Origin of the sequence: Halopseudomonas formosensis (assembly GCF_900115905.1) — a bacterium.
Taxonomy (GTDB): domain Bacteria; phylum Pseudomonadota; class Gammaproteobacteria; order Pseudomonadales; family Pseudomonadaceae; genus Halopseudomonas; species Halopseudomonas formosensis.
Genome location: NZ_FOYD01000002.1, coordinates 364120 through 390320 on the forward strand (window position 1 = coordinate 364120; position 26201 = coordinate 390320).

At 63.3% G+C, this 26201-nt stretch carries 28 protein-coding genes; 19 read left to right on the forward strand and 9 right to left on the reverse strand.

The annotated features are described in order from the left end of the window. Positions 1 to 86: 86 nt before the first annotated feature. Positions 87 to 1163, reverse strand: coding sequence for a 23S rRNA (cytidine(2498)-2'-O)-methyltransferase RlmM (rlmM, locus tag BM046_RS04790; RefSeq protein ID WP_090537518.1), 1077 nt, complete (start codon positions 1161 to 1163; stop codon positions 87 to 89). 133 nt (positions 1164 to 1296) lie between these two features. Here rlmM and BM046_RS04795 point away from each other — a divergent pair, with 133 nt between their 5' ends. The 3 genes from BM046_RS04795 to BM046_RS04805 all read left to right on the forward strand — a co-directional run bounded on the left by BM046_RS04795 (position 1297) and on the right by BM046_RS04805 (position 4172). Beyond that, on the forward strand, positions 1297 to 2226 hold the full coding sequence (locus BM046_RS04795; RefSeq protein WP_090537520.1) for a LysR family transcriptional regulator: 930 nt from the start codon (positions 1297 to 1299) through the stop codon (positions 2224 to 2226). A gap of 230 nt (positions 2227 to 2456) precedes the next feature. Continuing rightward, positions 2457 to 3320 (forward strand): alpha/beta hydrolase family protein, encoded by an 864-nt coding sequence (locus BM046_RS04800; protein WP_090537522.1) that lies wholly within the window; start codon positions 2457 to 2459, stop codon positions 3318 to 3320. Positions 3321 to 3548: 228 nt separating this feature from the next. Further along, a complete protein-coding gene (locus BM046_RS04805) occupies positions 3549 to 4172 on the forward strand; it encodes a QsdR family transcriptional regulator (RefSeq protein ID WP_090537524.1) in 624 nt (207 codons plus the stop codon). Between the two features lie 3 nt (positions 4173 to 4175). On the opposite strand, the gene BM046_RS04810 is transcribed toward BM046_RS04805, so the two are convergent. The 4 genes from BM046_RS04810 to BM046_RS04825 all read right to left on the reverse strand — a co-directional run bounded on the left by BM046_RS04810 (position 4176) and on the right by BM046_RS04825 (position 7262). Further along, the gene (locus tag BM046_RS04810; protein WP_090537526.1) at positions 4176 to 5771 is read right to left on the reverse strand and encodes an ATP-binding protein; all 1596 of its coding nucleotides are present in this window, start codon (positions 5769 to 5771) and stop codon (positions 4176 to 4178) included. After that, positions 5768 to 6484, reverse strand: coding sequence for a response regulator (locus tag BM046_RS04815; RefSeq protein ID WP_090537528.1), 717 nt, complete (start codon positions 6482 to 6484; stop codon positions 5768 to 5770). Before BM046_RS04815 ends, BM046_RS04810 begins: the two co-directional genes overlap by 4 nt. A gap of 95 nt (positions 6485 to 6579) precedes the next feature. After that, positions 6580 to 6759, reverse strand: a complete 180-nt coding sequence (locus BM046_RS04820) for a CsbD family protein (RefSeq protein ID WP_090537530.1) — start codon at positions 6757 to 6759, stop codon at positions 6580 to 6582. Positions 6760 to 6833: 74 nt separating this feature from the next. Continuing rightward, the gene (locus tag BM046_RS04825; protein WP_090537532.1) at positions 6834 to 7262 is read right to left on the reverse strand and encodes a universal stress protein; all 429 of its coding nucleotides are present in this window, start codon (positions 7260 to 7262) and stop codon (positions 6834 to 6836) included. A gap of 244 nt (positions 7263 to 7506) precedes the next feature. Here BM046_RS04825 and BM046_RS04830 point away from each other — a divergent pair, with 244 nt between their 5' ends. After that, on the forward strand, positions 7507 to 8217 hold the full coding sequence (locus tag BM046_RS04830) for a TorF family putative porin (RefSeq protein ID WP_177197789.1): 711 nt from the start codon (positions 7507 to 7509) through the stop codon (positions 8215 to 8217). A gap of 36 nt (positions 8218 to 8253) precedes the next feature. Here the strand turns inward: BM046_RS04830 and dcd are convergent, their stop codons facing one another. Both dcd and apbC read right to left on the reverse strand, forming a co-directional pair. After that, on the reverse strand, positions 8254 to 8820 hold the full coding sequence (dcd, locus tag BM046_RS04835; RefSeq protein ID WP_090537535.1) for a dCTP deaminase: 567 nt from the start codon (positions 8818 to 8820) through the stop codon (positions 8254 to 8256). Positions 8821 to 8929: 109 nt separating this feature from the next. Beyond that, positions 8930 to 10021 carry an iron-sulfur cluster carrier protein ApbC gene (gene apbC / locus BM046_RS04840; RefSeq protein WP_090537537.1) on the reverse strand — a complete coding sequence of 364 codons (1092 nt, stop codon included), beginning with the start codon at positions 10019 to 10021 and terminating at the stop codon, positions 8930 to 8932. 295 nt (positions 10022 to 10316) lie between these two features. Between apbC and BM046_RS16585 the strand changes: the two genes are divergently transcribed. Then, positions 10317 to 11093 carry a methyl-accepting chemotaxis protein gene (locus tag BM046_RS16585; RefSeq protein ID WP_143084155.1) on the forward strand — a complete coding sequence of 259 codons (777 nt, stop codon included), beginning with the start codon at positions 10317 to 10319 and terminating at the stop codon, positions 11091 to 11093. After that, the gene (locus tag BM046_RS04850; RefSeq protein WP_090537539.1) at positions 11093 to 11386 is read left to right on the forward strand and encodes a hypothetical protein; all 294 of its coding nucleotides are present in this window, start codon (positions 11093 to 11095) and stop codon (positions 11384 to 11386) included. Before BM046_RS16585 ends, BM046_RS04850 begins: the two co-directional genes overlap by 1 nt. On the opposite strand, the gene BM046_RS04855 is transcribed toward BM046_RS04850, so the two are convergent. Next, entirely contained in the window at positions 11362 to 12015 is a 654-nt protein-coding gene (locus BM046_RS04855) for an alpha/beta family hydrolase (protein WP_090537541.1), read from the reverse strand. The genes BM046_RS04850 and BM046_RS04855 overlap by 25 nt on opposite strands. A 392-nt stretch (positions 12016 to 12407) precedes the next feature. Between BM046_RS04855 and ccoN the strand changes: the two genes are divergently transcribed. The 13 genes from ccoN to BM046_RS04920 all read left to right on the forward strand — a co-directional run bounded on the left by ccoN (position 12408) and on the right by BM046_RS04920 (position 24353). After that, a complete protein-coding gene (gene ccoN / locus BM046_RS04860) occupies positions 12408 to 13835 on the forward strand; it encodes a cytochrome-c oxidase, cbb3-type subunit I (RefSeq protein WP_090537543.1) in 1428 nt (475 codons plus the stop codon). A gap of 12 nt (positions 13836 to 13847) precedes the next feature. Beyond that, the gene (gene ccoO, locus BM046_RS04865) at positions 13848 to 14459 is read left to right on the forward strand and encodes a cytochrome-c oxidase, cbb3-type subunit II (RefSeq protein ID WP_090537545.1); all 612 of its coding nucleotides are present in this window, start codon (positions 13848 to 13850) and stop codon (positions 14457 to 14459) included. A gap of 6 nt (positions 14460 to 14465) precedes the next feature. Continuing rightward, complete coding sequence (locus tag BM046_RS04870; RefSeq protein ID WP_090537547.1) at positions 14466 to 14657, forward strand: cbb3-type cytochrome oxidase subunit 3; 192 nt, start codon at positions 14466 to 14468, stop codon at positions 14655 to 14657. Further along, complete coding sequence (ccoP, locus tag BM046_RS04875) at positions 14650 to 15537, forward strand: cytochrome-c oxidase, cbb3-type subunit III (RefSeq protein WP_090537549.1); 888 nt, start codon at positions 14650 to 14652, stop codon at positions 15535 to 15537. Before BM046_RS04870 ends, ccoP begins: the two co-directional genes overlap by 8 nt. A gap of 138 nt (positions 15538 to 15675) precedes the next feature. After that, positions 15676 to 17088, forward strand: coding sequence for a cytochrome c oxidase accessory protein CcoG (gene ccoG, locus BM046_RS04880; protein WP_090537551.1), 1413 nt, complete (start codon positions 15676 to 15678; stop codon positions 17086 to 17088). A 4-nt stretch (positions 17089 to 17092) separates the two neighbouring features. Then, positions 17093 to 17608 carry a FixH family protein gene (locus tag BM046_RS04885; protein ID WP_090537553.1) on the forward strand — a complete coding sequence of 172 codons (516 nt, stop codon included), beginning with the start codon at positions 17093 to 17095 and terminating at the stop codon, positions 17606 to 17608. Between the two features lie 4 nt (positions 17609 to 17612). Beyond that, positions 17613 to 20066: a heavy metal translocating P-type ATPase gene (locus BM046_RS04890; RefSeq protein ID WP_090537555.1), complete on the forward strand. Its 2454-nt coding sequence runs from the start codon at positions 17613 to 17615 to the stop codon at positions 20064 to 20066. After that, positions 20063 to 20281: a cbb3-type cytochrome oxidase assembly protein CcoS gene (ccoS, locus tag BM046_RS04895; protein ID WP_090537557.1), complete on the forward strand. Its 219-nt coding sequence runs from the start codon at positions 20063 to 20065 to the stop codon at positions 20279 to 20281. Before BM046_RS04890 ends, ccoS begins: the two co-directional genes overlap by 4 nt. Before the next feature lie 2 nt (positions 20282 to 20283). After that, positions 20284 to 21003: a sulfite exporter TauE/SafE family protein gene (locus BM046_RS04900; protein WP_090537559.1), complete on the forward strand. Its 720-nt coding sequence runs from the start codon at positions 20284 to 20286 to the stop codon at positions 21001 to 21003. 91 nt (positions 21004 to 21094) lie between these two features. Beyond that, positions 21095 to 21823, forward strand: coding sequence for a fumarate/nitrate reduction transcriptional regulator Fnr (fnr, locus tag BM046_RS04905; RefSeq protein ID WP_090537561.1), 729 nt, complete (start codon positions 21095 to 21097; stop codon positions 21821 to 21823). A 20-nt stretch (positions 21824 to 21843) separates the two neighbouring features. Then, positions 21844 to 22389 (forward strand): adenine phosphoribosyltransferase, encoded by a 546-nt coding sequence (locus BM046_RS04910; protein ID WP_090537563.1) that lies wholly within the window; start codon positions 21844 to 21846, stop codon positions 22387 to 22389. 4 nt (positions 22390 to 22393) lie between these two features. Then, the gene (locus BM046_RS04915) at positions 22394 to 23587 is read left to right on the forward strand and encodes an MFS transporter (protein ID WP_218150001.1); all 1194 of its coding nucleotides are present in this window, start codon (positions 22394 to 22396) and stop codon (positions 23585 to 23587) included. A gap of 121 nt (positions 23588 to 23708) precedes the next feature. Further along, complete coding sequence (locus tag BM046_RS04920; RefSeq protein WP_090537565.1) at positions 23709 to 24353, forward strand: response regulator; 645 nt, start codon at positions 23709 to 23711, stop codon at positions 24351 to 24353. Here the strand turns inward: BM046_RS04920 and BM046_RS04925 are convergent. Next, positions 24343 to 26136: a hybrid sensor histidine kinase/response regulator gene (locus tag BM046_RS04925; RefSeq protein WP_090537567.1), complete on the reverse strand. Its 1794-nt coding sequence runs from the start codon at positions 26134 to 26136 to the stop codon at positions 24343 to 24345. The genes BM046_RS04920 and BM046_RS04925 overlap by 11 nt on opposite strands. Positions 26137 to 26201: the final 65 nt, after the last annotated feature.

Consider the following 26201-nt stretch of genomic DNA (forward strand, 5'->3'; position numbering starts at 1 on the left):
ATTGCGGAGCCGGGATTATCGGTAAATCCCGAAAGGGATGCCAGCGGGATGGACGAGCTGTTGCCCGTCCACCCGGAGACGCGTCGCTACTGCACCTTGTAGCTCCCCGCATGCAGCACGCGGACGTGGCAGGTCACTTCCTCCCGGTCGGTATACAGCTGCTTGCAGGCGATGCTGGCGCGGATATTGGCGGCGTCCAGCGCATCCTGAACGTGCGCCAGACACTGCATGACCTCGCGGTAACGCTGCTTCATCGGCAACTTGAAGTTGATGATGGCCTCCCGGCACCAGCCCCGGGTCAGCCATCGAGCCAGCAGCGCGCTGCTGCGGGCCGGCTTGTCGACAATGTCGCAGACCATCCACTGCACCGGCCGCGCCGGCTTGAACAGGTAACCATCCGCCTGCACATGCTCGACCTGCCCGCTGTCCATCAGGCTGCGGGCCATGGGACCGTTGTCCACCGCAGTGACCTTCATGTGCCGATTGACCAGCTGCCAGGTCCAGCCGCCCGGCGCCGCGCCGAGGTCGACGGCGGTCATGCCGGGTGCCAGGCGGCTGTCCCACTCCTCCCGGGGGATGAAGTGGTGCCAGGCCTCCTCCAGTTTCAGTGTCGAGCGGCTGGGTGCTTCCCGGGGAAACTTGAGCCGAGGGATACCCATGGGCCAGGCGGCGGCGTTGTCCGCCCAGGACCAGCCGACGAAGATCCGCTGGCCGCTTTCCAGGAACACGTGCAGACGCGGCGCATCGACCTGCTTGGGTCGCACGAAGCGGGTCTTGAGCAGGGCACTCTCCAGTGGCCGCTCGAGTTTGCGGATCAGCGCGGCCAGGGCCTTGCCATCATTGGTGTCGGCAGTTTCCAGCCAGAGTCTGGAAGCAATGGGACCGCTGGCGCAGGCGGTGATGATCGGCGAGATACGATCTTCGGTGGATACGTCCAGCCAGCTGCCCAGCGCCCACTGACGGGCAAAGATCAGCTCGCGGAAATCTATCGCCCCCATCAGCCGTTCGGCGTCACCGGCGGCGGGGCAGACGAAGCGCACCACGGCGGCACCATCGCGGGTGACGACGTAGCCATTGATGCCCCGCTCCGCGGCCAGCGTCTGTATTTCCGTGGCGGCTTCACCTTCGAAACCCGGACGGCAGTGCAATAGCAATTCCTGCATGTTCAACCCCTGCGTGACAAGGGCGCTACTCTACCGCCGCCATGCGGCTGACACCAGCACCCTTGGTAACTGAACCAGACTCACCGACCAACGTGTTAAACTTCAATCCCACTCATACCCAAGGACAACCGTCATGCTCGAGCTCCGTCATCTGCGCACCCTGGTTACCCTGCGTGAGGCGGACAGCCTGGTGGAAGCCTCCGAGCGCCTGCACCTGACCCAGTCTGCGCTGTCCCACCAGCTCAAGGATCTGGAGCAGCGCCTGGGTACTCCGCTGTTCCTGCGCAAGACCCGACCGGTGCAGTTCACCAGCGCCGGCCTGAGGCTGCTGCGGCTGGCCGACAATGTGCTGCCGCAGATCCGCCAGGCGGAACGGGATCTGCAACGACTCGCTGGGGGCCAGGCTGGACGACTGCACATGGCCATCGAGTGCCACAGCTGTTTCCAGTGGCTGATGCCGACCATAGACCAATTCCGCAATGTCTGGCCGGAGGTGGAGGTGGATTTTGCCTCCGGGCACTTCTTCGCCCCCCTGCCCGCGCTGGCCCGCGGTGAGCTGGACCTGGTCATTACCTCCGACCCACAGGACATCAGCGGCCTGACCTATGTCCCGCTGTTCACCTACGAGGCCGTCCTGGCCATCAGCAACCAGCATCCGCTGGGCAGCCGCAGCTTTGTCGAGCCCGGGGACCTGGCCGGGGAAACCCTCATCTGCTATCCGGTCGAGCGTGACCGGCTGGACATCTTCAGCCGCTTTCTCGATCCCGCCGGCATAGAGCCGGCCGCCGTGCGCAATGCCGAGCTCACCATCATGATGATGCAGCTGGTGGCCTCGGGTCGTGGCGTCTGCTGCCTGCCGAACTGGGCCATCACCGAATATCTGCAACGCGGCTATGTCAGCGCCCGACGCCTGGGACGTGATGGCCTGTTCGGTACCCTGTATGCCGCAGTCCGGGAGGACATGCTGGAAATGCCCTACATGCAGGACTTCCTGCTCACGGCCAAGGATATCTCCTTCGCCACCCTCGAAGGGGTGAGTGCCCGTTCGCCGGCACAAGGCTGAGCCGAGGCTGATGCCAGAGGGGTTTCTCGCCTCATATATGGCACTATGACATCAAACGATACGATTTTATGTGATGCCCTTCACATACAGATATGTCTCGAAAACCACCCTTATAGGCGAGTGTCTCGCATAAAAAATCTGTTCAGGATCTGTCTCACCCCGGCGCTGTAGCGGTGGGTCTGCTGCCGGGGGCTATCCCTACAAGACAAACAAGAAGAGAGATCCCACAGATGAAAGCACCTGCAATCAAGCTGACCGGCATCGCCATGGGCATGCTGCTGTCTGCCAGCGCCCTTGCCGTCAACCCCGGCAACCCGGACCCGGGCACACCGCCAGGCACCGGCTTCCCGGCAGTATCCGATTTCGCCGCCAGCGGCCCGTTCTCGGTCACCAACAGCAACGTCAACACCACCTGCGCGGTCTATCGGCCCCGCACCCTGGGTGAGAATGGCCTCAAGCATCCGATCATTCTCTGGGGCAACGGCACCGGTGGCTCGCCGAGCACCTACGGCCGGTTGCTGGAACACTGGGCCAGCCACGGTTTCGTGGTCGCCGCCGCACGAACCTCCAACGCCGGCACCGGCGAGGAAATGATCTCCTGCCTGAATTACCTGATCACCGAGAACGGTCGCAGCACCGGCACCTTCGCCGGCAAGCTGGACGTCAACCGCGTAGCCACTGCCGGACACTCGCAGGGTGGCGGCGGCAGCATCATGGCCGGCCAGGACAGTCGGGTGACCGTCTCCGCTCCCTTCCAGCCCTATACCCTGGGCCTGGGGCATGACCGCTCCTCGCAGCGTAACCAGAGCGGCCCCATGTTCCTGATGACCGGCGGCAGCGACACCATCGCCTCACCGACGCTCAACGCCCTGCCGGTCTACAACAACGCCAACGTTCCCGTGTTCTGGGGCGAGCTGCGCGGTGCCGGGCATTTCGAGCCCGTGGGTAATGCCGGTGGCTACCGCGGTCCTTCGACTGCCTGGCTGCGTTACCACCTCATGGAAGACCAGAACGCCGAAAGCACCTTCTATGGCAGCAACTGCGGTCTGTGCTCCGACAGGAACTGGGACGTTCGCCGCAAAGGCATCAACTAGACACCTGCGCGTGCCTGAAAAGGGCCGATTGCTCCCGGGCAGTCGGCCCTTTTGCGTTCGGCTGAAGGCATTGCTTCACCGTTTCGCTGTTTACAATTCTGACTCACTGATTAAACTGCCGCAGTGACCGTACAGTCGTTGTCGCCCTTGCCAATGCACGGGACACTTTCCACCTCGGTATCATTTCGCTACTATGCCATGAGAATACAATATTGAAGGCCTAATCAGATGAGCACTCAACAAACCCCCCTGTCCATGGCCCTGTCCAAAAGCAAGGCCGAGGAGCGCGCTACTCCGCTCACCGCCTTTCGCATGGCACGCCGTTGGTGGCTCGAAGGTCGCCGACTGAATCTGTCGCTGCTGGCAGAGGAGCTGGGCATCGGCCGTGCCACGCTGATGCGATGGGTAGGCAACAAGGATCTGTTGATGGGGGAGATTCTCTGGTCGCTGTACAAGGGAATCTACGATCAGGCGATAGAGAAGGCCCGGCAGGATCACCCTGAGCGCGGCATCGACTTTCTCGGGCAGATCTACAACGACGTCAACGTCGCTCTGATCAATGCCAGGCCCATGCACGACTTCCTCGCCGCCGAACCCCAGTGGGGGCTGCAACTGCTGACCTCCAACGTGTCGGGTCTGCAGCAGCGGCTGATCGATGAATGGGAAGCCCTGTTCAACGAGGAGATCAAGGCCGGTCGCATCAATCCGGAGATGGATGCCAACAGTCTGGCCTACTACATCATCCGTATCGGTGAGGGCGCCATCTACTGCGACCTGATCTGTGGTCGCACGCCGGAACCGGAGCGGGCTGCTCAGGCCTTCCGCCTGCTGGTCAACGGCCACAGCCGCTGACGATCAGCGCCGTCGCAAAGGCCACTCGAGGACGAAGCAGGCCCCGCCCAGGGCCTGCGAGTCCTCGATCCGGGCCCGGCCACTGTGCCAGAACATGATCCGCCGTACGATCGACAACCCCAGTCCGTACCCCCCCGAGGCCCGGGTCCGGCTCACATCCATGCGCATGAAGGGTGTGAACACCTTTTCCCGGTAGGCTTCGGGGATCCCCGGTCCGTCGTCCTCCACCGATATCCGACACATGCCGTGCTGCACCCGGGTGGTCACCCGCACCTGGCTTTCGGCATGTCGCATGGCATTGCTGATGAGGTTGGTGAGTGCACGCTGCAGGTAGCGCGGCTCAGCATCCACGTGCCGGCCCAGGCCCCATGAATGATCCACATGCTCCAGCTTGAGGCGCGCATTGAGCGGAGCCAGTTCGCTGATCACCTGCTCCACCATGCGCGGAACATTGGTGCCCTTCATGATGATGGCCGGCGCACCCTGCTCCAGTCGTGCATAGGTGAGAATCTCGTCCACCAGTCGATCCAGTTCGGTGAGATCGCCATCCATGCCTTCGATGAAGCGTTTCCTGTCCTCCGGCGACCCGGCCGTCTCGACCATCTCCAGTCCGAACCGCAGGCGCGCCACCGGCGTACGCAGCTCGTGTGATACCGCGCCCAGGGTTTCACGCTGGATGCGCATCAGACGCTGCAGGTGCCCGGCCATCTCGTTGAATGCCCGCGCCAGACGGCCCACCGAGTCCTGGCTGTCGATTCCCACCCGGTAATCCAGATTACCGTTACTGATATTCACTGCGGCGGCCTCGAGGGTTCGCAAACGCTGCTCCAGCTGATGAACCAGCAGATAGATCAGCATGCCGATCAGTGTCAGTGCCAGCAGGCCTACCGCCAGCAGCAACTGGGGTGGATACAGGCTCATCTGGTAAAGGGGGCCGAGCTGCAGTATCCACTCGGTGCCCGGAATCTTCAGATACAGCAGAATGGAATCGCCATCCGGTCCCAACGCCATGACCGTATCGCTCTCATCCAGCCGGCGCAGCTGGTCCTGATCCAGCCCCGACTCGCGGACCTGCATCAGCTGCAGCGGGTAGCCGAACCCCTTCTCGCGACGCAGCTGCTGCAATCTGGCTGGCATGTCGGCGGCCGGATAGCGCACCAGCTCGTCGGAGATCAGGAACAGGGTGGCCCGCCCGAGCTGTTCGGAGACGCGCTGGATGTCGGCCACCAGCACTGCCTCGCTGCGCGGGTCCACCAGGGCCATGACCCGCACTTCATCCGGCTCGGTAGGTCTGACCAGAACGGCCCCCTGCAGCAGACGCGACCAGCTGGAGGAGTCCAGCTGCAGCGCTCCCAGTTCATGGATTTCCAGGGGTACACCGAGCAGGCGCTGCCAGACATTCATCACCTGGCGCCGTTCGGAGACCTCCATCGGCCGCAGATTGTCGGCCATCAGCCGGAAGGTGCCGCTGGCGATGCGCTCCCGGTAATCCTCGGCACGTATGCCGTTGACCTGCTGGATGACCAGCAGCGCCCCAACCAGGACTGCCACCAGAACCAGCAACATACCGCCATAAATACGTAGAAAAATCGAGTTCACGCGTCGTCCTGCTCGGGCGCGACGAACAGATAGCCCTTGCTGCGTACGGTCTTGATCAGCCGCGGCATGTCCGGGTCATCGCCGATCTTGGGCCGGATTCGGGAAATGCGTACGTCGATGGAACGGTCCTGGCCGTCGTATTCGATACCGCGCAGGGCAACGAAGGTTTCCTCGCGACTGAGAATCCGTCCGGCATTGCTGGCCAGCAGCCAGAGCAGATCGAATTCGGCCCCGGTCAGGTCGATGAGCTGACCGCTGAGCCAGGCCTCGCGGCGGCTGTTGTCGATCACCAGGTCGCCGAAGGTGAGGCGCGTCGCCGGTCGTTCGCTGCTGTCGCTCTCCACGCGCCGCAACAGGGCGCGTATCCGCGCCAGCAGCACCTGGGGGCGTACCGGCTTGTTGACGAAATCGTCCGCCCCCAGCTCCAGTCCGCGAATGTGATCCTGATCGTCGCTGCGGGCGGTGAGCATCAGGATCGGCCGGCTGAAACCCGCCTCGCGCAACTTGCGGCAGACCGACAATCCGTCCACGCCGGGGAGCATGAGGTCCAGCACCACCAGTGCCGGGGGGTTGGCCAGAATGGTGCCGACCGCACGGCTGCCATCTTCGATGAGTTCGACATCCAGGTCCTGAGACCGCAGGAACTCACCGATCAGTGCCGCCAGTTTGGCATCATCTTCGACAATGACTATACGTTCTTTCTCTGCGTGCATTCCGTTACCCATGGGTTACAGCCGGAGGTGAACGCGGATTGTATCACTGCCATAAAAAAAGGCCGGCTGAACGCCGGCCTTTTGTCACCCCTGGATCAGGCTTTGTCTATCCGATCCTTGAGGCTGTCCTTTACCTTGCCCTTCACCTGCTGGGCTTCACCCTTGCGCTCCTGCATACGCCCTTCGGCGCGGGTGCTGGGTTTGCTGCTGGCCTGCTTGACTCGACCGGCAACTTCGTTGGCCTTGCCTTTCACCTTGTCTTTGGTGCTGCTCATGATTCTGCCTCCTCTTTGTCGGTTGCAGAAAATCTGACCAGGCGAGGCGCGAAATGTTGCATTTATTCAGCGGGTCACTTCACCAGCAGCACCGGTACCGGCACATCGTGCACCACACGGGTAGCCACCGAGCCCATCACCAGATTGCCCAGGCTGCCCATGCCGCGGGTACCCATGACCACGGTGTTGCAGCCGAGCCGCTTGACCGCTGCCACCACCTCTGTCACCACGTCGCCCACCGCCACATGGCTCTGGTGACTGATGCCGGCCTGCTCGAGCAGCAGCGCCGCTTCCCGGTTGACCTTCTCCGCGTGTTGTATGGCCCCCTTGCGCAGATCATCCAGCATGCTGGCGGGCACATAGTTGCCATACAGATTCGGTTCCCGCTGAACGTTCAGCAGATGCACCTGAATGTCCGGATAGACCTTGGAAAAGTCGACCAGATACTGCACTGCCCGCTTGGCCGACGCCGACCCATCGAATGGAACCAGTACGTTGTGCATAGCCACTCCCTTATGTTCGTTGAGGTTCGTATTGAGCATAGCCCCTAACCGCCCCGGCTGCATTTGACCTGCATCAATACAGTGCACGGCCCGAGCGAAGCGCGAACCGAGCGCACCGAGAACAGGCATGGGTTTTCGCTCCCGCCCGCAATTACATCCTCAACCCATTGAATATAAAGGGATTTAAGACTTGGCAAGCTGTATGCATAGGGTGTTGTGCCAACCAACAGAATGGAGTCACCCCATGAAGAAATCGTTTCTGATCCCCGCTGCCTGCGGCCTCGCTCTGTGCGCTCAGACTCAGGCCGAGTCCTTCGATACAGCCATCGGCACGATAGAAACCAGCATGAACGTGACCCTCGCCACCGATTACATCTGGCGGGGTCAATCGCAGACCGATGGTGCCGGCGCCATCCAGGGCGGTCTGGATATCGCCCACGAGAGCGGCCTGTACATCGGCACCTGGGCCTCGAACGTGGATTCGGAGGACTTCGGCGGGTCGAGCGTCGAGGTCGACTACTACGTCGGTTTCGGCAATGCCATCACCGATGATCTGAGCTACGACCTGCAATGGGCAACCTATACCTACCCGAAAAACAGCGACGCGACTGTCGAGGAACTGCTGGCCAGCCTCAGCTACAAGGCTCTGACCGTGGGCGCCAAGTACGCCTATGATCCGGGTGTGGGCCTGTACACCTACATCGACTACGGCTTCGACCTGCCGCTGGAGATGGTTCTGGGCCTGCACTACGGCCTGACCGATACCAAGGATCCGCTGGACGGCGTGAGCGGGGATGAAAAGTACGCTGACTGGGCGGTGACCCTGAGCAAGACCGTGCTGGGTCTCGACCTGGCCCTGATGTACAGCGATACCGATCTGGGCAGCGACTGCCCCTACCAGAGCCGCAGCTCCTGCGACTCCAATGTGACCTTCTCGGTATCCCGCTCGTTCTGATCAGCCGGCCGTACCCGCCCGGGTACGGCCTGATCATCAGGCCCGCGGCAGGGTGACGCCGCGCTGGCCCTGATACTTGCCACCCCGATCCTTGTACGACACCTCGCACTGCTCGTCGGATTCGAAGAACAGCATCTGTGCCACACCCTCGTTGGCGTAGATCTTGGCCGGCAGCGTGGTGGTGTTGGAGAACTCCAGGGTCACATGGCCTTCCCACTCGGGTTCCAGCGGGGTGACGTTGACAATGATACCGCAGCGAGCGTAGGTGCTCTTGCCCAGGCAGATGGTCAGCACATTGCGCGGGATGCGGAAGTATTCCACCGTGCGCGCCAGGGCGAAGGAGTTCGGCGGAATGATGCAGACGTCGCTCTTGACGTCGACGAAGCTCTTCTCGTCGAAGTGCTTGGGATCCACGGTGGCCGAGTGAATGTTGGTGAACACCTTGAACTCGTCAGCACAGCGCACATCGTAGCCGTAGCTGGATACCCCGTAGGAAATTACCCGCTGGTTCTCGCTGCCACGTATCTGGCGCTCGACAAAGGGTTCGATCATGCCGTGATCCTGCGACATCTGACGTATCCAGCGGTCCGATTTGATAGCCATGGGTGAATCCTGATCCAGGGGGTTGAAAAAGACCCAGCATATTACCGGTTATTGGCGCCACACTGAAGCCTCGGCGCAGCCGGAGCACGCCGAGACCGGCCTCAGGCTCTCAGTCGTCACTGATGCTGATGACAGGTGCAGCCCCATCAGCGGCGAGCGCACTGACCCTGGCAGCCACATGCCGGGCCATGTCCTGATACAGCAGACTGAGCTGGGATTCAGGCTCGGCGACCACCGTCGGCCTGCCACCGTCGGCCTGCTCCCGGATGGTCATGGACAGCGGCATGGAACCCAGCAGTTCGACACCGTACTCGTCGGCCAGACGTACACCGCCACCTTCGCCGAACAGGTGCTCGGCATGCCCGCAGTTGGAGCAGATATGCACGGCCATGTTCTCCACCACGCCGAGCACGGGGATGTTGACCTTGCGGAACATCTCGATACCCTTGCGGGCGTCGAGCAGGGCAATGTCCTGGGGTGTGGTCACTATCACCGAGCCGGTCACCGGCGCCTTCTGCGCCAGGGTCAGCTGCAGGTCACCGGTGCCGGGGGGCATGTCGACAATCAGGTAGTCCAGATCATCCCAGGCGGTCTGGGTCAGCAGCTGCAGCAAGGCGCCGGAGGCCATGGGACCACGCCAGGCCATGGGCGTCTTGTCATCGGCGAGAAAGGCCATGGTCATGACCTGGACCCCGTGGGCACGGGGTGGCACAAACCACTTCTCTTCCTTGACACCGGGCCGGGTGCCCGCCGGCACGCCCAGCATCAGTCCCATGCTGGGACCATAGATGTCCGCATCCAGCACCCCGACCCGGGCGCCCTCCCCGGCCAGCGCCAGTGCCAGATTGACCGAGGTGGTGGATTTGCCCACACCACCCTTGCCCGAGGCAACGGCGATGATGTTCTTCACATTGGCCAGCCCTGGAATATTGCCCTGGGTCGGTGCCGGGCGGACTTCCCAGTCCACCTGCACCCTGGCCGACTCCACACCCGGTACGTTTTCCAGGGCCACCGTCAGCATCTGGCCGATACCACCGACGATCCGGCCCGCAGCGTAGTTCAGCTGCAGGGAGGCGCTAACCCGGTCGCCATCGATATCCAGCGACCGCAGGCAACCTGCGGTCAGCAGATCGGTCTTCAGATAAGGGTCCTGATAACTGCTAAGTGCCTGCTCGATGGCAGTGCGGTCGATCGGATTCATATAAAGGCACATCCAAGATTGGTAGGAACCCCACCATGCTACTGCCTCGCCCATCCAATGGCCACGCCCGACCCGCGACGGGTAAGCACACAGCCGGTGCAGCGGCACCCTGATGTCCCACCCATGAGCCACCATGACTCGATTGATACAGCAGCATTCGTAATGGCAATCTGATGCAAAAGTGTATTTTACTGCGACATCATGCCCTTCAGTCTGCAAAGGTGTTGCCGATAAGAATTCGGACATCCCCAGAAATGGATAACAACAGGGATTCACACCCTTATCCGAGGAAGCCATGCAGAACATAACAATCCCCCAGAACCAAATGGCCGCAGCTCCGCAGCGTCACTGGGGCCAGCATCGTCTGCTGCTTGCGCTTGTCATCATTGCCCTGAGCGCCCTGCTCGCCTGGCATGCCGAACTCGGGCTGCGCCTGGTGGCGCTGGCCCTGGGCGCAGGAGCGCTTGTGCTTCTGCACCACCAACCCGGTCAGCTCGAACCACGCGGGCGGGCGGGCTTCACCCAGATAGATTCCGTGCAGCTGGACCTGTCGCCGGCGGCAGCCGAGGAGACCCGGGATACCGCCTTTGCCGCCTTCAGCGAGCGCCTGCGGGATATGCTGCTCGGCCTGCAGCAGCACAACCTGCGCATTGCCCTGGACTCGGCCAAGAACCGCGTGCTGGCCGAGCGCACCGCCAGCGCCGCTCGCACCCAGGAGGACCTGTCGGAACTGATATTTCAGGCCAGCGACCAGACCAGCAGCGCCCTGCAGGATATCAGTGCGCGCACCAGCAATATCTCTGCCATGACCTCACGCAATCTGGACGCCGCCCGCGCCTCGCAGATTCAGCTGACCCAGGCCTGCCGGCACATGGAACAGATCAGCGGCGTCATGAATGGTTTCCAGGGCAGCATGGAGGCGCTGGAGGCTACCTCGGGGGAGATCCGCAAGATTCTCGGCACGGTGCAGAACTTTTCCGCACAGACCAACATGCTGGCCCTGAATGCCGCGATCGAGGCGGCCCGTGCCGGTGAGCAGGGCCGCGGCTTCGCCGTGGTGGCCGATATATAGTGCCGGTGGATGACCACGGTTACATGGCGGTCAGTCGCAGTGCCGCCTCCCAGCCGGAAACCGGTGATCCCCGCGTGGATGCGGTAAAGAGCAACTTCAAGCGCTTCGTGGTGCCCAGCAAGATAGAGCTGGAGAACCTCAACAAGTGCAAGTACGTCAGCCTCGGCACCTTCGTGCTGCCCGGTACCGATACCGTCATCTTCGTGCAGTTCGTGCCGCTGGTGGTCAACGGCCGTCACTGGGGCAGCCTGAGCGCAGGCCTTCTGCCTCAGGCGCTGATGCAGTCGAGCTGATCCCGGATGAAGTCGGCGACCCGCAGGGCAGCCTGATCGATCAGCTGCTCCTGGGTCAGCCCGCTGCTTCTGAGCGGCTTGAAGTCATGGTCGCCGCTCTCCAGCCAGTGCACCCGGATCCGGGCAGACAGCGCATAGCTGTCGACCTCCTCGGGACGACCGAAGGGGTCACGGGTGCCCTGAAGAATCAGCGCCGGCGTCGCCAGTTGTTCAAGGTGCGCGGTGCGGGTCCGCTCCGGTTTGCCCGGTGGGTGGAAGGGATAACCGAAGCAGACCAGCCCGGCGGGTTGCACCTCGTCAGCCAGCAGACTGGCGACCCGCCCTCCCATCGACTTGCCGCCGATGAACAGCGGCGCGCAGACGTCGGGCCGTTCAGTCAGGTACGCCCGATAACTGTCCAGCAGTACCGGCATGCGGTCCGGCGGCCGGCGGGTCCCCGAGGCACGGCGCTCGGCCATGTACGGGAACTCGAAACGCAGTACCGCCAGCCCCTGTCTCGCCAGCGCCTGGCTGAGCAGATTCATGAAGTCGCTGTCCATGGGTGCGCCGGCGCCATGGGCCAGCATCAGCTGCGCCAGCGGCTCGCCTGGTGGTCGCGTTTCCAGTAGCCTCAGCCCGTCTGCCGTCATTGCTTCCTCTGTAATCAATCGGTTAGCGCCTGTTGCGCGGAAGTGGATCAGCACCAGTGTCGCACCGCCTTGATCCAGAGCAACTGCGACATCATGCCACAGCCACCTCGGGAACCTACCCTTCACAGCGCTGCCGCGGAGGCTTATCCTTGCGTGCACCGGTAATCCGGCCTGCGGAGGCCATACGGAACCAGCCGCGGAGCTGTTGTTGCCAGCGCATTCATACCGGCGCAACCTTTCCCAGTACCTGCCTTTCGGGCAGGCTCCGTCTGAACTCCCCCCCCCGGGCCGGCCATTACATTGACATGTGTCATTGCAATCAGTGGGGGCTTTTCCCATACTGCGGCCGCTTTGACCCCCTTTAACCTTTGCTATCCGTGGGAATCTCTCGCATGAGCACAGCTACCACTCCGACAGCCTATAACTACAAGGTGGTACGTCAGTTCGCCGTCATGACGGTGGTCTGGGGTATCATCGGTATGGCTCTGGGCGTCTTTCTGGCTGCACAGCTGGTTTGGCCCGCCCTCAACTTCGACCTGCCCTGGACCAGCTTCGGACGCCTGCGTCCGCTGCACACCAACGCAGTGATCTTCGCCTTCGGCGGTTGTGCCCTGATGGGTACATCCTTCTATGTCGTGCAGCGCACGAGCCAGACCCGCCTGTTCTCCGACAGTCTTGCCTCCTTCGTGTTCTGGGGCTGGCAGGCCGTCATCGTGGCTGCCGTCATCACCCTGCCCCTGGGTCTGACCAGCACCAAGGAGTACGCCGAGCTGGAATGGCCGATCGACCTGCTGATCACCGCTGTCTGGGTGGCCTATGCCGTGGTCTTCTTCGGCACCATCATGAAGCGCAAGATGAAGCACATCTACGTGGCCAACTGGTTCTACGGCGCCTTCATCATCACCATTGCGGTGCTGCACATCGTCAACAACATGGCGATGCCGGTCAGCCTGTTCAAGTCCTACTCCATGTACGCCGGTGCCACCGACGCCATGATCCAGTGGTGGTACGGTCACAACGCTGTGGGCTTCTTCCTGACCGCGGGCTTCCTCGGCATGATGTACTACTTCGTGCCCAAGCAGACCGAGCGTCCGGTTTACTCCTACCGCCTGTCCATCGTGCACTTCTGGGCACTGATCGGTCTGTACATCTGGGCCGGCCCGCACCACCTGCACTACACCGCGCTGCCTGACTGGGCTCAGACCCTGGGCATGGTGATGTCGCTGATTCTGCTGGCTCCGAGCTGGGGTGGCATGATCAACGGGATGATGACCCTGTCCGGCGCCTGGCACAAACTGCGCACCGACCCCATCCTGCGCTTCCTGGTGGTAGCCCTGGCCTTCTACGGCATGTCCACCTTCGAAGGCCCGATGATGGCCATCAAGACCGTGAACGCCCTGTCGCACTACACCGACTGGACCATTGGCCACGTACACGCCGGCGCTCTGGGCTGGGTAGCCATGATCTCCATCGGTGCGGTCTACCACATGCTGCCCAAGGCCTTCGGTCGCGAACAGATGCACAGCATCGGCCTGATCAACGCCCACTTCTGGCTGGCTACCATCGGTACCGTGCTGTACATCGTATCCATGTGGGTCAACGGCATCACCCAGGGCCTGATGTGGCGCGCAGTCAACGTGGACGGCACCCTCACCTACTCCTTCGTCGAGGCACTGGAAGCCAGCCACCCGGGTTATATCGTCCGCATGATCGGTGGCCTGTTCTTCGTGATCGGCATGCTGCTGATGGGCTACAACTCCTGGCGCACCATCCGTGCCTCCAAGCCGGCTGAAGCCCAAGCTGCCGCCCAGATCGCCTGAGGATTATGATCGATGAAACGACACGAGCTAGTTGAAAAGAACATAGGCCTGATGATCGTGCTGATCGTGGTTGCGATCAGCTTCGGCGGCCTGACCCAGATCGTTCCGCTGTTCTTCCAGGATGAGACCACCCAGCCGGTCGAGGGCCTGCGCCCCTACACCGCGGTGGAGCTGGAAGGCCGTGACATCTATATCCGCGAAGGCTGCGTCAGCTGCCACTCGCAGATGATCCGTCCGTTCCGTTCGGAAACCGAGCGTTACGGTCACTACTCCGTTGCCGGTGAAAGCGTCTGGGAACACCCCTTCCTGTGGGGCTCCAAGCGTACCGGTCCGGATCTGGCCCGCGTTGGCGAGCGTTACTCCGACGACTGGCACCGCGCTCACCTGATCAACCCCCGTGACGTGGTGCCCGAGTCCAAGATGCCTGCCTACCCCTGGTTGCAGGAGAACGTGCTGGACGGCAAGTACACTGCCCGCAAGATGGAAGTGATGCGCAAGCTGGGTGTTCCCTATACCGATGAAGATATTGCAGGTGCCCGTGAGGCTGTTCGCGGCGTAAGCGAGATGGATGCCCTGATTGCCTACCTGCAGCACCTCGGTACCGTCATCTCAGACCGCCGGTAAGTAAACATGGACATCAACACTCTCCGCGGCATAGCCACCATCTTCGCGATGGTGGCCTTTATCGGCATCGTGATATGGGCTTACAGCGCCTACAAGAAGAAGGACTTCGATGAGGCAGCCCAGCTTCCCTTCGCCGACGACGATAAAGACCAGCTAACGCGCGAGCAGAAAGATACCCGGAGTAAAGAAAATGAGTAATTTCTGGAGCTGGTACATCATTGTACTTACCGTTGTCTTCCTGGTGCTGATCACCTGGCTGCTGTTTGCCACGCGCAAGGGCCAGAAGCCGGACCAGACCACCCAGACCATGGGCCATGCCTATGACGGCATCGAAGAGTATGACAACCCCCTGCCCCGCTGGTGGTTCATGCTGTTCGTCGCCACCCTGGTGTTCACCGTCATCTACCTGATCCTGTATCCGGGCATGGGCAAGTTCCCCGGCGTCCTCGGCTGGACCCAGGTGAATCAGTACGAGCGCGAAGTGGAGCGCGCCGAAGCCCGCTTCGAGCCGATCTACGCCAAGTACCGCGACATGTCGATTGCCGACGTGGCTCGTGACGAAGAGGCTCGCCGCATCGGTCAGCGCCTGTTCGCTACCAACTGCTCGGTTTGCCACGGTTCGGACGCTCGGGGCGCCTTCGGCTTCCCCGACCTGACCGACAATGACTGGCTGTGGGGCGGTGAGCCCGAGCAGATCCTGACCACCCTGCGTCAGGGCCGTCAGGCGACCATGGCCGCCTGGCTGCCGGTGATCGGTGAAGACGGCGTACGCGCCACTGCCGCCTATGTCCGCAGCCTGTCCGGGCTGGAGACTGAAGGTGCCGATCTGGAGCGCGGCAAGCAGATCTTCGCCACCAACTGCGTGGCCTGTCACGGTCCCGAGGGCAAGGGCAACCACCTGCTGGGTGCTCCCAATCTGACCGATGATGTCTGGCTGTACGGCTCCAGCACCATGCAGGTCGAGCACACCATCCGTGCCGGTCGTAACGGCAACATGCCCTCCCAGGCCCACCTGGGTGACGACAAGCTGCACATGCTGGCGGCCTACGTCTACAGCCTCTCGCTGGAAGACAAGTAACAGCCACGCGACCCCCTGTCGCATGGTCTACTCCGCCCGGTCGGGATATCCTGACCGGGCGGAGCCCGTTTTGGGCCCCTCGATCCTGACCTGCCATGGCCAGACTCACCCTCCTTCATAATCAAATGGCAGCCTGATATGAGCGATAAGATTCCCGTCAAAGATGTCACCACCGACAAGAATGAAGGCATAGACCTGTATTCCAAGCGTGAGGCTATTCACACGCGGTCATACAAGGGCTTCTTCAAGAACATCCGTCTGGCTGGTGTGGCGTTCCTGTTTCTGTTGTTCTTCGGCACCGCCTGGCTGAATGTGGGTGATCGTCAGGCGGTCCTGTGGGATCTGCCGGCCCGCCAGTTCCACATCTTCGGCGCAACCTTCCAGCCCCAGGACTTCTTCCTGCTGTCCTTCCTGCTGATCATCTGCGCTTTCGGCCTGTTCTTCATCACCACCTTCGCCGGCCGTATCTGGTGCGGTTACACCTGCCCGCAGACCGTCTGGACCTGGATCTTCATGTGGGCCGAGCGGGTGACCGAGGGCGAGCGCAACGCCCGCATCAAGCTGGACGCCGCGCCCATGAGCGCCAACAAGCTGCTGCGCCGCAGCGCCAAGCACGCCCTGTGGCTGGCCGTCTCGCTGGCCACGGCACTGACCTTCGTCGGCTATTTCACCCCGATCCGCGGCCTGGTGGTGGACCTGTTCACCTTGAACCTGAACCCCTGGGCGGCCTTCTGGCTGTTCTTCTTCACCGCGGCGACCTACATCAACGCGGGCTGGCTGCGCGAACAGGTGTGCTTCTACATGTGCCCCTACGCGCGCTTCCAGAGCGTGATGTTCGACAAGGACACCATGGTGGTGACCTACGATTACAACCGCGGCGAAGCCCGGGGTCCGCGCAAGAAAGGGGTGGATCCGGCCGAGCTGGGTCTGGGTGACTGCATCGACTGCACCATGTGCGTGCAGGTCTGCCCCACCGGCATCGACATCCGTGACGGTCTGCAGTTCGAATGCATCCAGTGCGCCGCCTGTATCGATGCCTGTGACGAGGTCATGGACAAGATGGGTTACGAACGGGGGCTGATCCGCTACACCACCGAACACAACATGGCCGGGCAGAAGACCCGCGTCCTGCGTCCGCGCCTGATCGGCTACGGGGCGGCGCTGGCCATCATGATCGGCATGTTCATCGTCACCCTGAGCAACATGGCCCAGGTCGCCCTGGACGTGCAGCGGGACCGAAATGTCCTGTATCGGGAAGCTCGTGGCGGCAACATCGAAAACGTGTACATAATCAAGGTCATGAACAAGGGCCAGGAGCCCCGCACCTTCAACCTGTCGGTGGAGGGCCATCCGCAGCTCAGCCTGGAAATGCAGGCCAGTCGCCTGACCGTCGAGCCCAGCAGCCTGCTGCAGGTGCCGGTCAATGTCCAGCTGGCCCCCGAATACATGCAGGGCACCAACATGCCCATCACCTTCGTTGTAACCGCGGTTGATGATGAGGGCATATCGGCCCGTTCCGAAAGCCGCTTCATGGGCCCGACCCTGAGGTAAAGCAATGCAGCAACAAAACGGTATTCCACCCTGGTACAAGCAGTTCTGGCCCTGGTTCCTGATCGGCATTCTGGTGTTTGCCGTGGTGATCGGGCTGGGGCTGGTCTACGTATCGCTGCTCAACCCCGACAGCATGGTACGTGACAACTACTACAAGGAAGGCCGTGCCATCAACATGCACATGGGACGGGACCACCGGGCCCGGGATCTGAACCTGTCCGCCAGCTTCAGCATCGATGACGTCACCGGCGGGATCAGTCTGGAGCTGGACGGCGATCTCGATCCGCTGCCGCCCCGACTGCTGCTGGATATCATGTCGCCGACCCATGCCGAACGCGACCGCAGCGTCGAGCTGCGCCAGCTCTCCGGCAACCAGTATGCCGGCGAGCTGGAGTTCACCATCCAGGGTCGCCACTACATCGACCTGAGCGACCCCGCCCTGCCGGGGGAGGACGGCTGGAGGCTGACCGGCGAAGTGATTCTGGAAATGGGTCAGCAACACCAGCTTGATTCCCGCTGAGTCCATGAACCAACCTCTGCCCTGCTACCACTGTGGCGAGCCGGTTCCTGCCGGCTCGACCTGGCAGGTAAGCATTCTCGGCGCACCCCGCGCCATGTGCTGCCCCGGTTGCGAAGCGGTCGCCCAGGCCATCGTCAGCGGTGGACTGGAGTCCTACTACAGCCACCGGACCGAGCATTCGGTCAATCCCGAAGCCCTGCCCCGGGCTTTGCAGGACGAACTCGAACTGCTTGACCGCAGCGAGGTGCAGCAGCGCTATGTGCGCAGTGATGGCGATCAGCAGCAGATCCAGCTGCTGATCGAGGGCATCAGCTGTGCGGCCTGCGGCTGGCTCATCGAACGGCGCCTCAAGCAGATGCCCGGTGTCCGGGAAGCCAGCCTCAATCTGGGCAACAACCGGCTCAACCTGAGCTGGGATACCAACCGCAGCAAGCTGTCGAGCCTGCTCGCCGAGATCCGCCGCATCGGCTATATCGGTCATCCCTACGAACCGGACCGGGCCAGCGCCCAGATCGCCGCTGAAAACCGCCGCCACCTGCGCCGACTCGGTCTCGCCGGGCTGATGTTCATGCAGGTGATGATGGCCACCATGGCCCTGTGGGACGGCTTCAACCAGGACATGACCCCGGAAATGGCGGCCACCCTGCGCTGGGCGGCGCTGCTGATGACCACCCCGGTGGTGCTCTACAGCTGCACACCCTTCTTCCGCGGCGCCTGGCGCGACCTGAAGAACCGCCAGCTGACCATGGATGTGTCGGTGTCCCTGGCCATTGGCGCCACCTATGTCGCCGGCATCTGGACCACCCTGACCGGGCGCGGCGAGATCTATTTCGACTCGGTGGTGATGTTCGCCTTCTTCCTGCTGGCCGGGCGCTACCTGGAACGCCGGGCGCGTCAGCGCACCGTGGAAAGCACTGCTCGCCTGGTCAACCTGCTGCCCCCCAGCACCCTGAGGGTGACCGTCGACGGCGGCACCGAGCGCATCCTGCTCGAAGAGGTACGTGAAGGCGATCTGCTGGAGGTCAAGCCGGGCGAGAGCATCCCCGCCGACGGCACCATAGTCCAGGGCGTCAGCAGCATCGACGAATCCGCCCTGTCCGGCGAGTATCTGCCGCTGGCCAAGCGGGCCGGGGACCGGGTCACTGCCGGCACCCTCAACGTGGAAGGCCCCCTGCAGATCCGCGTCAGCGCCATCGGCGAGCAGACCCGACTGTCGGCCATAGTACGGCTGCTGGAACGCGCCCAGTCGGAGAAGCCCCATCTGGCGCGCCTGGCCGACCGCGTGGCCCAGTATTTCCTGCTGATAGTGCTGCTGGCCGTGGTCATGGTCGGCGCCGCCTGGTGGTGGCTGGAGGGCGGTGAGCGGGCGTTCTGGATCATCATCGCCATGCTGGTTGCCGCCTGCCCCTGCGCCCTGTCCCTGGCCACCCCGACGGCCCTGACCACCGCCACCGGCAGTCTGCACAAGCTGGGCCTGCTGGTCACCCGTGGCCACGTGCTGGAAGTGCTGAACCACATCGACACCGTGATCCTGGACAAGACCGGCACCCTGACCGAGGGGCGCATGACGCTGGAGCGCGTCGAGCCCTTCCCCGGGCAGGATGCGGATCAGGCGTTGCAGCACGCACGCATGATCGAGTCCTGCTCCGAACACCCCATAGCGCGGGCCTTCGGCCGCAGTGCCCAGCAGGCCGAGGAAGTCACCAACCACCCGGGCCTGGGCCTGCAGGGCCGCTGCGACGGGCGTCTGCTGCGCATCGGCAAACCCGGCTTCGTCGCCGAACTGGGTAACTGGGCAGCGCCGGCGGTACCGAACGACGCCGGACAGTGGCTGCTGCTGGGCGACCAGACCGGTCCCATCGCCTGGTTCGTGCTCAACGACCGCCTGCGCAGCGATGCCGGTGCCCTGATCGATGCCCTGAAACGCCGGGGCATGCGCCTGGTGCTGCTGTCCGGCGACCATGCCCCGGTGGTGGAGCGCATGGCCTCCGAGCTGGGCATCAGCGAGGCCATCGGCAACGCCACGCCGTCGGACAAGCTGGCCTTCGTGCAGCAACAGCAGAACCGCGGAGCCCGGGTGCTGATGCTGGGCGACGGAGTCAACGACGTGCCGGTACTGGCCAGCGCCGATATCTCGGTGGCCATGGGTGATGCCTCGGATCTGGCCAAGACCAGCGCCGATGCGGTGCTGCTCAGCAGCCACCTGCAGGTGCTCGACGAAACCTTCGATGTGGCCCGGCGTACCCGGCGGGTCATGGTGCAGAACCTGTTCTGGGCCAGCGCCTATAATTTCGGGATACTGCCTCTGGCCGCCCTCGGCCTGATCGGCCCCGCCCTGGCCGCCGCCGGCATGTCCGCCAGCTCGCTGCTGGTGGTCCTGAACGCCCTGCGACTGGCCCGCCTGCGCCGCCGTCGGCACCAGGCCACCGGCGCCACGTTACAGGAGCAGACCGCATGACCGTACTCTACATTCTGGTGCCCGTTGCCATAGTGCTGGTGGCCATCGCCATCCTGGTGTTCAACTGGGCGGTCAACAGCGGCCAGTACGACGATCTCGACGGCCCGGCCCACAGCATCCTGTTCGATGACGAGGAGCCGCTGCCGCCGCCGGACGAGCCCGTCGATCCCGAGTCGACCAGCCCCTCCCGCAACCCGCCGGACGAACCGCGCTGACAATGGAACTGATTCCGCTCTTCTTCACCGCCCTGGCCCTGGGTCTGCTCGGCGGCGGTCACTGTATCGGCATGTGCGGTGGCCTGATGGGCGCGCTGACCATGGCCATTCCGGCGCAGCAGCGCCGCGGCTGGCCCCTGTGGCGGGTCCTGCTGGGCTATAACCTGGGCCGCATCACCAGCTACGGCATCGCCGGTGCCCTGCTCGGCAGTATCGGTTGGCTGATTCAGGATCTGGGGCTGGGTCCCCTGCTGCGCACCCTGGCCGGTCTGCTGATGATTGCCATGGGGCTGTATCTGGCCAACTGGTGGTCCGGTCTGACCCGTCTGGAGCGTCTGGGGCGTGGGCTGTGGAAGCATATCGAGCCCATGGCGCGCCGACTGCTGCCGGTCACCCGCATGCCCCAGGCCATGCTGCTGGGCGCACTCTGGGGCTGGCTGCCCTGTGGGCTGGTCTACAGCACCCTGGTCTGGGCCAGCAGCCAGGGCCAGGCGGGACTGTCCGCTGCGCTGATGGCGACCTTCGGCCTGGGCACCCTGCCGACGCTGATGGCGACCGGCCTGCTGGCCAACCGGCTGACCACCCTGCTGCGGCGCCGCGCAGTTCGGATAACCGCTGCCCTGCTGATCATCCTGTTCGGTATCTGGACCATTCCCGGTCCCCACACCGCCTGGCTGGCCGGCGGCCATCATGCCTCCACCGGCTCGCATCTGGCGCACTGACCCTGCAGGAGTGTTAGAATCACTTTTCAGTCAGCCCTCGCGCGTGGGCCAGGGAGCCGGTCACGCCGTCGCCATGAGGATCCAAGTCACCATGTCCAATGCCACTAACCTGCTTCAGCGTGAAACCCATTGCAAGGACTGCAGTCTGGCGTGCATGTGTCTGCCGATCTCCCTGCATGCCGATGAGATGGACGCGCTGGACCGCATCGTCAAGCGTGGCCGCCCGCTGCGCAAGGGCGATGTCCTGTTCCGCCAGGGCGACGAGTTCAATTCCATCTTTGCCCTGCGCAGCGGGGCCATCAAGACCTATGGTCTGTCCGATGAGGGCGATGAGCAGATCACCGGCTTCCATCTGGCCGGTGAGCTGATCGGCATGTCCGGCATGGACACCGAGCGTTACACCGTTACCGCGGTGGCGCTGGAAACCACATCGGTGTGCGAGATTCCCTTCGACAATCTGGATGAGCTGACGGCCGTGCTGCCGCAGCTGCGCAAACAGCTGATGCGCCTGATGAGCCGCGAGCTGCGCGAGGATCAGGAAATGATGCTGCTGCTGTCGCGCAAGAATGCCGATCAGCGCATAGCCACGCTGCTGATCAACCTGTCCGCCCGCTTCCGTGCGCGGGGCTATTCGGCCCGCGCCTTCCGCCTGGCCATGTCGCGTAACGAGATCGGCAACTACCTGGGCCTGGCGGTGGAAACCGTGTCCCGCGTATTCACCCGTTTTCAGCAGCAGGGCCTGATCACCGCCGAGGGCAAGCAGATCGAGATCCTCGACTATATTCAGCTCTGTGCGCTGGCCGGCGGCCAGACCGAGTAAACAGACCAGGAACACAGCCCATGATTTTTGACGAGTTCACGATCAAGTCCCTGATTCGCCCGGTGCCGGGCTTCCCCCGGGACGGCGTGACCTTTCGCGACATCACCCCCCTGTACCAGTCCCCGCGGGCCGTACGCATGGTCACCGACAGCATGATCCAGCGCTACGTCGAATCCCCGGTCACCCATATCGGCGCCATCGACGCGCGCGGCTTCCTGCTCGGAGCAGTACTGGCCTACGAGCTGAACAAGCCGCTGGTGCTGTTCCGCAAGGCCGGCAAGCTCCCGGCCGACTGTGTCAGCGCCGCCTACAGCACCGAGTATGGCGAGGCGCGCATCGAAGTGCATCGCGATGCCCTCACCGAAGGCGCCCAGGTGCTGCTGGTGGATGATCTGATCGCCACCGGCGGCACCTTCCTCGCCGCCGCGCAGCTGGTCGATCAGCTGGGCGCGCAGGTCTACGAGGCCGCCGCCATCATCGACCTGCCGGATCTGGGCGGGAGCCGTCTGATCCAGGACGCCGGCATTGCCACCTTCACCCTGTGCGCCTTCGAAGAGAACGAATGAACTGATGTCCGGCGAGCCACCCGCCCCGGAGCTGATCGCCCGGGGCACGCCTGCTTTCCGGCGTGCCAGCCTGGGCCTGGTGCTGGCCTCACTGGTGATCTTCGGCAATCTCTACGCGATACACCCGCTGCTGCCTCTGATTGCCGAGCAGTATCAGGTCAGCACCCTGCGGGCCAGTAATGCCTTCACCCTCACCAGCCTCACGCTGGGGCTTTCTCTGCTGATACTGGGCCCGCTGTCGGATGCCTTCGGCCGCCGGGCACCGCTCATCATCGGCATGGCCTGCACCAGCGTGCTGACCCTGTGCATCGCCTTCAGCGACAGTTTCACCACCCTGCTGTGGCTGCGGGCACTGCTGGGCATTGCGCTGGGTGTATTGCCCGCCACCGCCATCGCCTATCTCGGCGACAGCATGCAGCGCGGTGCACTGATCAGTGCCGTGGGGCTGTACATCGGGGGCAACACCGTGGGCGGCGCCGGCGGGCGCCTGCTGGGCGGCTTCATCGCCGATCATGTCAGCCTCGACGCCGTGTTCCTGATCATCGGCGCCTCCAGTCTGCTGTGCACCCTGGTTGTGCTCCTGCTGCTGCCACCGGCCCGGGGCTTCAGGGCCCAGCCCCTGTCCCTCAGTGGCACGCTGCGCAACTTCGCCAGCCACCTCGGCAACCGGGCGCTGCTGCCGGCCTATCTGGTCGGCGGGCTCAACTTCATGGTGTTCATCAACCTGTACACCTTCGTCACCTTCCGCCTCAGCGGGGAGCCCTGGCAGCTGGGCGCCAGCAGCCTGGGCATGCTGTTTCTCACCTACCTGGCCGGCACCTTCTCCTCCAGTCTGTCCGGCCGCGTGGGCGCCGAGCGTGCGACCCTCGGCATGGCCACAGGCATACTGATCTTTGCACTCGGCTGCCTGGTAACCCTGACCAGCCCGCTGTGGCTGATCATCGGTGGCCTGCTGCTCAACTCCTTCGGCTTCTTCCTGACCCACTCCCTGGCCAACAGCTGGATCAACCAGAACGCCACCCACGCCAAGGCCAGCGCCTCATCGCTGTATTCGGTGTTCTACTATCTGGGCGCCGCGGTGGGGATCTACTATCTCGCCCCCTTCTGGAGGCTGGCCGGATGGCCTGCCGTGGTCGCTGGCAGCCTGCTGGTCCTGGTGGTCAATCTGGCGCTGACCGGCTACCTGCGGCGCCGATAGCTGGACGTCACCGGCTGCCTTACTTAATATCGACTGTCATAACAAACAGGGAACCCTGCGCAATGACGTACAGGGCTCACAGAGACATCCTGTCAGAGGATGCAACAGTAAGGAAACCGGCATGCCCATAGCTACCCTGCCCCCCGATACCCGCCTGTTGCTGATCGATGATCACCAGATCTACCTGGACGGCCTGACACTGACTCTCAACAGTCTCTGCCAGGGCATCACCCTCGATCACGCGCGTACCGCCGGCGAAGCCATGGAACAGGTCTCTCGTCACACCTATGACCTGATACTGCTGGATCTGCATCTGCCAGACGGCAACGGGCTGCATCTGCTGGAAAAACTGCATGCGGTGGACCCGCTGACACCGGTAGCCATCCTTACCGGCAGCAACAACCCCAGTGATATGGACGCAGCTCTCAAGCGCGGAGCCGCCGGGTTCATCAGCAAGACCGCTGACGGACCCACCCTGATCAACGCTGCCCTGCGGCTGCTGTTCGGCGAGCAGGTGCTGATCGCCGACGAGACCCAGATGCAGGATCGACGAGCGCTGGCCCGGGACATGGGCATCACGCCGCGCCAGCTGGAAATACTCGACCTGCTGGCCGAAGGACTGCCCAACAAGGTCATCTGCCAGCGCCTGTCGCTGTCCGAGGACACGGTCAAGACCCATCTGAAGGCGGTCTTCGCGGCCCTGGGCTGCCACAACCGCACCGAATGTGTGAACACCGCGCGCCGGCACGGGCTGATCAGCAGCTGACCGGGCTCAGCAGCCCCTGAACCGCCCGGCGCAGGCGCGCCGGCAGCACCGGCTTGTAGATCACCGTCACGTCCGCCTGACGCGCGGCGTCCTCCAGGTCATTGCTGGTGTCGGCGGTAATCAGCGCCGTAGCGCCATCGTACATCCCCTGTTCACGCAGACTGATGATCAGCTCGAGTCCACTGGTCGGCCCCTCCAGGTGGTAGTCGGACAGCAGCAGGTCGGTTCCCGCGATACCTTCGACACCCAGCGCCAGCACGCTCTGCGCATCGGCATGACTGGTCACCGTAAGGCCCCAGTGACGCAGCAGCGTTTCCATCGCCTCGCGGTTGACCAGATCGTTCTCCACCAGCAGAACGCGCCCATGCAGCGGCGTGCCGTTTGTGGCCGGTACGACCGCAGGTTCGGGATGCCACTCGCCGAGGGGTACCCGGACCCAGAAGGTGGCACCCTGTCCCGGCTCGGACTCGACGCCGGAGGGATACTCCAGCAAATGCTGCAGCTGACGGCAGATGGACAGCCCCAGGCCTACCCCCTTCTCCAGGGTGCGGGCCGGATTGCGCAGCTGGGTGAATTCTTCGAATATGCGCTGCTGATCCTCGCGGCTGAGGCCGCAACCGTCATCCACCACCTCGATACGGGCCTGCTCCTCGCCTTCACTGACGCGCACCAGTACCTTGCGGGCTCCGGAGTGCACCAGGGCATTGGTCAGGTAGTTGCGCACCAGCCGCTCCAGCAGCACAGGGTCGGTGAATACGGCGCTGCGGGGCGGGCATTGGAGGCTGATCTCGATGCCGCGCTCAGCGGCCGCGCTGTCCAGACTGCCGATAAGGCGCCGCAACCAGTCGTGCAGGTTCAGGTGCCGCAGCTGCGGCCGCACCATGCCCACCGACAGCCGGGAGATGTCCAGCAGCGAGCTGAGCATGGCCTGCAGCAGTTGTGATGATTCGGCCAGGCGCCCCAGGGTCCGGCGCGCCTCCGCCTCCTGGACCTTCTCCTGCAGATGCTCGATGAACAGGGACATGGCATGCAGCGGCTGGCGCAGGTCATGGCTGGCCGTGGCCAGAAAGCGTGTCTTGCCCTGGCTTTCCCGCTCGGCCCGCAGGCGCGCCGCCTGCAGCAGCTGCTCATTCAGATAGCCGCGGCGCAGCATGTACTCGGAGGCGTAGGCGACAATGCTGCCCATCAGGGTGAAACTGCCCAGATACAGGCTGCTGGTGAGGATGAGCTCCCGGGGCGTGCCGATCAGCACCTCTCCGGTCAGATAGCAGCCCAGAATGAGCCAGGAGCAGAGCACCGAATGGCGCGCCGGCAGGCCCAGCAGAAAGGTGCCCGACAGCAGCACCAGATACAGACCGTCATGGGTGACGGGCACCACCAGCGGCTGCGTACGGCACAGCAGGATGATCATCGCCACCATGGCCCCTACGCAGAAGTAGGCCAGGGTCGCCATCTTGAACGCCAGAGGCACCGCTACCCGTCCGGGCCGGTTGACGAACCACAGGGAGAAGCAGACCAGCACCAGCACCAGACTGCGCAGCGGTATGCTGATCTGGTGTATTTCCGGCGGCAGGTAGCGGTAGTCCACCCAGAAGAACAGCAGCATGAAGCCAAGGCTGGACAGGGTCACCGGCCACCGGCGTCCGCACATCTTGCGGTGCATGTAGTCCTGGAATCCGGTTTCGAGCGAAGAGCTGAAGCGCAGGCGTCCGAGACGGTGACGCTGGGCCAGCAGTGCCGGCTCGTCAAGCATCGCCTGGTTCAGGGCAGGAGTATCGATCATCTTGTTATTGTTCCTGTGTTCATCCGCTGCCTGAGAGCCTACGCCGATTCACCCGGGACGACCAC

Excerpts from the sequence above, each read along its gene's own strand:
- ccoS (WP_090537557.1), top strand. The coding sequence starts at position 20,063 with ATGACCGTACTCTACATTCTGGTGCCCGTTGCCATAGTGCTGGTGGCC.
- BM046_RS04820 (WP_090537530.1), bottom strand. The coding sequence starts at position 6,759 with ATGAGCAGCACCAAAGACAAGGTGAAAGGCAAGGCCAACGAAGTTGCC.
- ccoO (WP_090537545.1), top strand. The coding sequence starts at position 13,848 with ATGAAACGACACGAGCTAGTTGAAAAGAACATAGGCCTGATGATCGTG.
- BM046_RS04910 (WP_090537563.1), top strand. The coding sequence starts at position 21,844 with ATGATTTTTGACGAGTTCACGATCAAGTCCCTGATTCGCCCGGTGCCG.
- rlmM (WP_090537518.1), bottom strand. The coding sequence starts at position 1,163 with ATGCAGGAATTGCTATTGCACTGCCGTCCGGGTTTCGAAGGTGAAGCC.
- BM046_RS04925 (WP_090537567.1), bottom strand. The coding sequence starts at position 26,136 with ATGATCGATACTCCTGCCCTGAACCAGGCGATGCTTGACGAGCCGGCA.
- BM046_RS04900 (WP_090537559.1), top strand. The coding sequence starts at position 20,284 with ATGGAACTGATTCCGCTCTTCTTCACCGCCCTGGCCCTGGGTCTGCTC.
- BM046_RS04815 (WP_090537528.1), bottom strand. The coding sequence starts at position 6,484 with ATGCACGCAGAGAAAGAACGTATAGTCATTGTCGAAGATGATGCCAAA.
- BM046_RS04885 (WP_090537553.1), top strand. The coding sequence starts at position 17,093 with ATGCAGCAACAAAACGGTATTCCACCCTGGTACAAGCAGTTCTGGCCC.
- BM046_RS04920 (WP_090537565.1), top strand. The coding sequence starts at position 23,709 with ATGCCCATAGCTACCCTGCCCCCCGATACCCGCCTGTTGCTGATCGAT.
- BM046_RS04805 (WP_090537524.1), top strand. The coding sequence starts at position 3,549 with ATGAGCACTCAACAAACCCCCCTGTCCATGGCCCTGTCCAAAAGCAAG.
- BM046_RS16585 (WP_143084155.1), top strand. The coding sequence starts at position 10,317 with ATGCAGAACATAACAATCCCCCAGAACCAAATGGCCGCAGCTCCGCAG.
- ccoG (WP_090537551.1), top strand. The coding sequence starts at position 15,676 with ATGAGCGATAAGATTCCCGTCAAAGATGTCACCACCGACAAGAATGAA.
- fnr (WP_090537561.1), top strand. The coding sequence starts at position 21,095 with ATGTCCAATGCCACTAACCTGCTTCAGCGTGAAACCCATTGCAAGGAC.
- BM046_RS04800 (WP_090537522.1), top strand. The coding sequence starts at position 2,457 with ATGAAAGCACCTGCAATCAAGCTGACCGGCATCGCCATGGGCATGCTG.
- BM046_RS04825 (WP_090537532.1), bottom strand. The coding sequence starts at position 7,262 with ATGCACAACGTACTGGTTCCATTCGATGGGTCGGCGTCGGCCAAGCGG.
- apbC (WP_090537537.1), bottom strand. The coding sequence starts at position 10,021 with ATGAATCCGATCGACCGCACTGCCATCGAGCAGGCACTTAGCAGTTAT.
- dcd (WP_090537535.1), bottom strand. The coding sequence starts at position 8,820 with ATGGCTATCAAATCGGACCGCTGGATACGTCAGATGTCGCAGGATCAC.
- BM046_RS04915 (WP_218150001.1), top strand. The coding sequence starts at position 22,394 with ATGTCCGGCGAGCCACCCGCCCCGGAGCTGATCGCCCGGGGCACGCCT.
- ccoP (WP_090537549.1), top strand. The coding sequence starts at position 14,650 with ATGAGTAATTTCTGGAGCTGGTACATCATTGTACTTACCGTTGTCTTC.
- BM046_RS04855 (WP_090537541.1), bottom strand. The coding sequence starts at position 12,015 with ATGACGGCAGACGGGCTGAGGCTACTGGAAACGCGACCACCAGGCGAG.
- BM046_RS04830 (WP_177197789.1), top strand. The coding sequence starts at position 7,507 with ATGAAGAAATCGTTTCTGATCCCCGCTGCCTGCGGCCTCGCTCTGTGC.
- BM046_RS04795 (WP_090537520.1), top strand. The coding sequence starts at position 1,297 with ATGCTCGAGCTCCGTCATCTGCGCACCCTGGTTACCCTGCGTGAGGCG.
- BM046_RS04890 (WP_090537555.1), top strand. The coding sequence starts at position 17,613 with ATGAACCAACCTCTGCCCTGCTACCACTGTGGCGAGCCGGTTCCTGCC.
- BM046_RS04870 (WP_090537547.1), top strand. The coding sequence starts at position 14,466 with ATGGACATCAACACTCTCCGCGGCATAGCCACCATCTTCGCGATGGTG.
- ccoN (WP_090537543.1), top strand. The coding sequence starts at position 12,408 with ATGAGCACAGCTACCACTCCGACAGCCTATAACTACAAGGTGGTACGT.